The following is a 5,695-nucleotide window of genomic DNA, read 5'->3' as shown; positions in this document are numbered from 1 at the left end:
CCGCATTTCGCTCGCGCACCCAGGCCATTTTCCCGCAAATTTTCCGCGCCGTTTCTTCCGCCCAACGGCAGACCTGTTTTTCTTCCGTCATTGGTTTTCAGCCTCCAGCGCACGCATAAACCCGACATATTGCACAAGCGCCTGCTCGGGCGGCAGGATATCGGGATGCCAGCGCTTCTCCCATTCAAAGGAAAAATATCCGTCATACCCGTCTGCCAGCATCTGTGTGATCATTGCCTTTAAGGGCAGAACGCCTGTCCCGGGAAGGCATGGATGCGGTTTCGCGTTTTTCAGTACGCAATCCTTAATATGCACATGCCGAATACGGGAACGCAGCGCCTTATAAAAAGGAACAAAATTTTCTCCATGCCAAAGATAGCTGTTCTCCACGTCCCAAATCAAACCGAAGCCCGGCGCATATTGCAGCGCATCGCAGATCTGCCGCAGCAGCGGCAGCGTATTGAAGTCTCCATGCACCTCCAGAAGCACCTGCACCGGGGCGGCGGGGCACAAAGACGCCGCATAGGCGCACAGAGAGGCCAGACCCTCAGTCACGCGGCGCACCACATTTTCATGCGCTTCGCCGTCCGGGAACGCATCGCCAAACACGCGGATAAACGGAATTTTCAGCTCCGTGCAAAGCTCCAGCGCGCGCCGGCCCTCCTGCAGAGCATCCCAATACTCTACTGCGTCGTGAAACCGTACCGAAGTTCCCACACCGCACAGCGAGACACCGTTTTTATCCAGCAGGCTTCGGGTGGCATCGTGATTTTCCGGCAGCATGCACGCAAGCTTTTCCGTTCGCAGCTGGCTCCCCACGCCGCGCAGTTCCACTGCGCTGTATCCCATTCTGTGCGCATTTTCTACAATCTGCTCAAAGCTCCAATCCGGACATCCTAAAGTCGAAAATGAAAGTTTCATACGTTTACCCCTTCGCCGTCATCCGGCACGCTTCCTCGCGGCCGATCTCATAACGGAGCGGAAAGCCGTCGCGCCAGCGTTCGATCTCCCGTACCATCTCCATACCGATCGGCTCATACAGATCAGCCGCCGGGCCGGCCATGTGCGGCGTCAAGATTACGTTGCGCAGGCCGCGCAGCGCGGACCTTTCCGGCAGCGGCTCCTCATCGAATACATCAAGCACCGCGTTGAACCTGCCCTTCTTCAGTTCTTCCTCCAAAGCCTGTGTGTCTATGACGCCGGCCCGTGCTGTATTCACGAACAACGCGCCGTCTCGGATGGTCCGCAGCAGCCCCGCGTTCACCAGATGGTGGGTTTTGTCCGTGAGTGAGCAATGCAGGGATATCACGTCGCATTCCGCAAAAATCTCCGCCAATTCTGCCTTTCGCACCCCCAGTGCGGCGCATGCTTCCGGCGTCATATGGCCCGAGTACAGCCAAATATCCGTTTCAAACGCGCGCAGAAGCGGAATTAGATACCGCGTGATCGTCCCATACCCCACCAAGCCTACCTTTTTGCCGGATAAAGAGCGTGAACCGTGGTCATCCGGACGCCAGCGTCCCGCCTGTACCTCGGCGTTCCAATAGGGGATATCCCGCAGCGAGGCCAGGATATCCGCCACCGTCCCTTCGGCCACAGACTTCGCAAAAATATCGTTCGCAGAGACCGTCCGCAGCCCCATGCTGTAAAGCTCCGGTTCGATATAGGGAGCCACCGTGCCGCCCATATGTGCAATCAGCCCCGGGCAGCGCCCCGCCGCTTTTACGGTCTTTGCCGTAATGCGCGGGCAGTCCCAGCCCGTCACAAGAACATCCGCCTCACGGACCGCACACACCAATTCCTCTTGCGTATACTGCCGTCCCAGCAGATTCCACGCCACTGTGCCGGCAGCTTCCAATGCACTGCTGCTTTTTGGCGTCAAAAAAAGGTCGCGTCTGCTGTTTTTCGGGCTGAGCACCTGTATCTTCATGCCTGTATCCTCCGTCCGTCGCTTTCGTGCGCCAGCACCAGCGTTCCGTCCAACGGATCTATTCTGGTTTCATCCGTCAGCATCGCCGACTCCCCGTCCAGATACAGCGTAAAGTCCGGATGCTGTTTCAGGAGCGTTGCCGGGACCAGATTCGTCACCGCATGGCTTTCCAGCGTGTCACGCACGGCGGGAGCTTTTACGGCATAGGGAACGCAGGAGATAATGGCGCGGCACTGCATGATCTGATAGGCCGTCATGGAGACCGCCCGTGCCGGTACGTCCGCCGCAGTATCAAACCAACCCTCACGAACTTGCTGTTTTTTGCAGGTATCGTTGAGCGTCACGATGTGGTACGCTTCCCGCGTTTCAAAATCCGCAGGAGGATCGTTGAACGCGATATGCCCGTTTTCTCCGATGCCGATGAGCCCCAGATCCACCGGTGCCCTGCGGAGCTCCCGCGTAAGCAGTTCCAGGTTTTCCCGCGTGCCGTCTACAAACCAGGCCTGCTTCAGCGGCACGCGGCCGGTAAACCGCTCTTTCAGGTATTTGCGGAAACTGGCTTTATGTGTTTCCGGAAGAGCCACGTATTCATCCAAATGGAACATCTCTATTTTGTCCCAGGGAACATCCTCTTCCACAAGCGCCGTCAGTGTTGTCAGCTGCGAGGCCCCTGTAGACACCAGCAGCCGCGCGCCTCCCTGCGCCTGCACTGCCGCCCGCAGGCGCGCGGCGATGTCCGCCGCCGCGCATGTGCCCAGGGATTGGGCGCTTTTGCAAATTGTGATTTTCATTTTTCTCCTCTTTCTGCGGGGATCTCTCCCCCCACCATACTGTTTTCATTTTCCAGGCCCGGCAGCCGGTTTTCCGAAGCGTCTCCGTCCACCCACCGGGTCCTGATCTCCCGCACCATATCGGACGACGGCTCCCCGCGGCTGACGAACCGGTTGCCGTAGGCTTCAATACGCCTGATTCCAAACATCAGGCGGAATACGCGCAGCTCTTCTTCCCGCGCGACAAAATCCGAAACGACCGTATTGTTCACGAACCGGAATGTCCCGTTGGAATCTCCCGTCCCGTCGCCGCCGCACCGGAACTGGTACCAACGCGAATTTTCAAAATAATTATCCCAGATATCGCTGTTGTGCGCCTCCTGTTCCCCGGGCGCACGATTGAACTCCGGGTCCGGCCCGATCAGTTCCAAATTGTGATAATATGCGTTTACGATACGGTTGTGATAGATCTCATTGCGCCGCGCCCGGGATTTGATGTTGTTGCCGCCCAGTGAATCGTGGATAAAGCAATCGTGCACCTTGACAACCGAGCCAGGGAAACGCGCTTCGTCTGTTGCCATGTAAAGCTGATGAGAGTGCATCTCGTGCCCGCAGCCGTAAACCTCGCAGCGGTCCACTTCGCAGTCTCCCATACCAATATCCTGATCGCTCAGGATTCCCATCAGGCAATTGTGAATCACACAATCCCGTATTTCCAGCCTGTGGGCATGGTGGCACACCCCGGCTTTGGCCGCATTGCAGATCTCAAAGCCCTCCAACACGGTGTAGTGGCCTGAGGCCTCCACCGCGTAAATGTCGAAAGCGCCATCGATCACAGGCCGTTTTTGCGCTGTCCCCAGCCCTTTATAGACAATGGGCAGCCCCGGCAGTCCCGAATAAGGCAGGGCCAGCGCGCCCGTATGCCGGTAGTCCGCGTCTACAAGCACCATATCGCCCGGACGGACCAGCCAGGCCGCCTGCTGCAGGTCCTTGATGCCTCTTGAGGGGCCGACATGGTATACCGCCGGCGCATGGGGCCGCTCCTCCGGCAGTGGAGGCGCGGCCTCCACCTGTTCAATTTCCACAGCACCGGGCACGTCAAGCTCCAGCCACAGTACGTCCGGAACAATGTCCGCGGCGTCCGGCGCAGGAAAATAATCGCGTGCAAATTCTGTTCCTCTGGGATTTTCCGGCGTATAGGCCCACACGCTGTACCGCCCGCAGGACGTAGGACGCACATCAAGCGTATAACCGGTGCCGCTGCGGCATGGCACAATCACACTGGACAAAAAGCGTTCGATGTTCAGTGCGGCAAAGTTCGCCAAATTTTTTTCCGGCGGCGGCAAAAAGCGTTCACTACGCCCGTGAGTCATCTTCAGGCCCCCGTCGGGCCGAACCATGAGCCTGATGGGCGCTTTTTTCCCGTGGCCAAGGCAGAGCACCGCCTGCTTCTGTGTATCGTTGACCCGCAGCTTGATGCGCCAGCCGTCCGCACTATGCGGCAAAGCCCATTCCATACGCATATCACATCTCTCCTTCCGTCACCAGTTCGACCTGCGCCTGGGCGGACACGCCTGTCAATACATCCTTTACTTCTACACGCCACATGCCCGGCATATCGTTCAGCGCAAAGGGAACGGCGTGCTCCAGCCGCGTTCCCTGCACTGCCGCATTGATGGAATACAGCGGCGCATAGCGTCCATCCGGACGGTAGACGTTGACGGCAAACACGCATTGTCCGGGAACTGCGCCCTCTGTTTTCAGCTCCGCGCACAGCTTAGCCTCTGTCCCCGCGCACACAGTTCCGGCCACATCCAGTGTCAGGCCCAGGGCGCGGTAATTAAGCAGCGCATACAAGTTCGTTCCGCCCTCCTGCAGCCCGGCCTGCGCCTTTTCTCCAAAGCCCAGGTACTGCTTTGCACGAATGTCATAGATGTGACAGGCTCCGCCGAACCGGATCTCCACTTTTTGAACATCCAGCGGCCGGCTGTTTTCCCTGTTGACCGTCAGGCCGTCGTAGTTCACTTCTACTTCCTCATCCAGTTCCCTCTGGAACGCCACTACATGATTTTCTCCCAGGGAATAATAAAAACTCTCCACACCGCTCTCATAGGGTTTGCCGTCAGCGGTATAAAGGCCCGCCGGCTTCTTTATGTCCGCCAATGCAATGACATTGCGCAGAATGTCCCTTACGCCCGCGCCGCCGTCCGTGCCCTTGCGCAGACGCGGATACTCGGCAAGCGAAAAGTTCAGGTACACGCCTTTTCCGGCGCCATGTTCGTTCACCACCACGGCGGCCACGCGGTTCATAAAGCCGTCAATATACGCTGCCGTCCCCGCCTGGGCACGGGTGCCTACTTCCGCAAAGCATACGCCCGGCCCTATTTCCTCTTCTTTTCCGGGGATGTGCTTCAGTTCATAGTTAAAATAATCAAAATCCGGATTGACTGTAAACCCTTCGCAGACATAGAAATGTTCGGCGTCCGTCGTCAGGCGTCTGATCCCGAACAAGTCGTCCAGCATCCCCGCATCATAGCTGCGGCAATGTTCATCCATCAAGCCTGTTTGGAAATCCCCTACTACCACGCCGCCTGCCTGAACAAACGCACGGATGGCCTGCGCCTCCGCTTTGCCTACCGCAATGGAATAAGGCAGGATCAGAAGCTTGACGCCTTTTTCCAATTCCACCGCTTCGATCTGCGCCGACGACACAAAACGGTATTGATAGCCCATATCTTCCAACGCGTCCAGCCAGCCCTGGCGGTTGCGCTCAAAATCCATCCGCCGCCCGTTGGCTGTGGTGCCGTGCACCGACGCCATCGAATAGTGTACGGCGACGCCCAGCGTCTCCTGCCTCGCCGCATACAGCAGCAGCTTGCCGATGCCCTCCCGGCGAATTTCGCGGAAAGCTTCTCCCATGCTCCGTGCGCTTTGCGAAAAGGTGAAATCCGGGTTCAGGCAGGCATATTCCCAAAAAATGCTGATCAGGGTCAGG

Annotated in this window: 5 protein-coding genes; all 5 read right to left on the bottom strand. The window is 57.9% G+C overall.

All coding sequences use genetic code 11. From position 1 onward, the window contains the following. Positions 1–87: 87 nt before the first annotated feature. On the bottom strand, positions 88–921 hold the full coding sequence (locus ACOYIE_RS08745) for a sugar phosphate isomerase/epimerase family protein (RefSeq protein WP_282146917.1): 834 nt from the start codon (positions 919–921) through the stop codon (positions 88–90). A gap of 4 nt (positions 922–925) precedes the next feature. After that, positions 926–1,930 (bottom strand): hydroxyacid dehydrogenase, encoded by a 1,005-nt coding sequence (locus ACOYIE_RS08740; protein WP_433412382.1) that lies wholly within the window; start codon positions 1,928–1,930, stop codon positions 926–928. Next, on the bottom strand, positions 1,927–2,721 hold the full coding sequence (locus ACOYIE_RS08735) for a 6-phosphogluconolactonase (RefSeq protein WP_282146915.1): 795 nt from the start codon (positions 2,719–2,721) through the stop codon (positions 1,927–1,929). Before ACOYIE_RS08735 ends, ACOYIE_RS08740 begins: the two co-directional genes overlap by 4 nt. Then, positions 2,718–4,223 carry a right-handed parallel beta-helix repeat-containing protein gene (locus ACOYIE_RS08730; RefSeq protein ID WP_123158374.1) on the bottom strand — a complete coding sequence of 502 codons (1,506 nt, stop codon included), beginning with the start codon at positions 4,221–4,223 and terminating at the stop codon, positions 2,718–2,720. The genes ACOYIE_RS08735 and ACOYIE_RS08730 overlap by 4 nt, the downstream gene beginning before the upstream one ends. A gap of 1 nt (position 4,224) precedes the next feature. Continuing rightward, the coding region (locus ACOYIE_RS08725; RefSeq protein WP_433412379.1) for a beta-galactosidase trimerization domain-containing protein at positions 4,225–5,695 on the bottom strand (1,471 nt) is incomplete at its 5' end.

The sequence above is a fragment of the Agathobaculum sp. genome (assembly GCF_050946325.1).
In the GTDB taxonomy this organism is placed as follows: domain Bacteria; phylum Bacillota; class Clostridia; order Oscillospirales; family Butyricicoccaceae; genus Agathobaculum.
This window is presented reverse-complemented; position numbering and strand designations above follow the sequence as displayed.

Excerpts from the sequence above, each read along its gene's own strand:
- ACOYIE_RS08740 (WP_433412382.1), bottom strand. The coding sequence starts at position 1,930 with ATGAAGATACAGGTGCTCAGCCCGAAAAACAGCAGACGCGACCTTTTT.
- ACOYIE_RS08735 (WP_282146915.1), bottom strand. The coding sequence starts at position 2,721 with ATGAAAATCACAATTTGCAAAAGCGCCCAATCCCTGGGCACATGCGCG.
- ACOYIE_RS08745 (WP_282146917.1), bottom strand. The coding sequence starts at position 921 with ATGAAACTTTCATTTTCGACTTTAGGATGTCCGGATTGGAGCTTTGAG.
- ACOYIE_RS08730 (WP_123158374.1), bottom strand. The coding sequence starts at position 4,223 with ATGCGTATGGAATGGGCTTTGCCGCATAGTGCGGACGGCTGGCGCATC.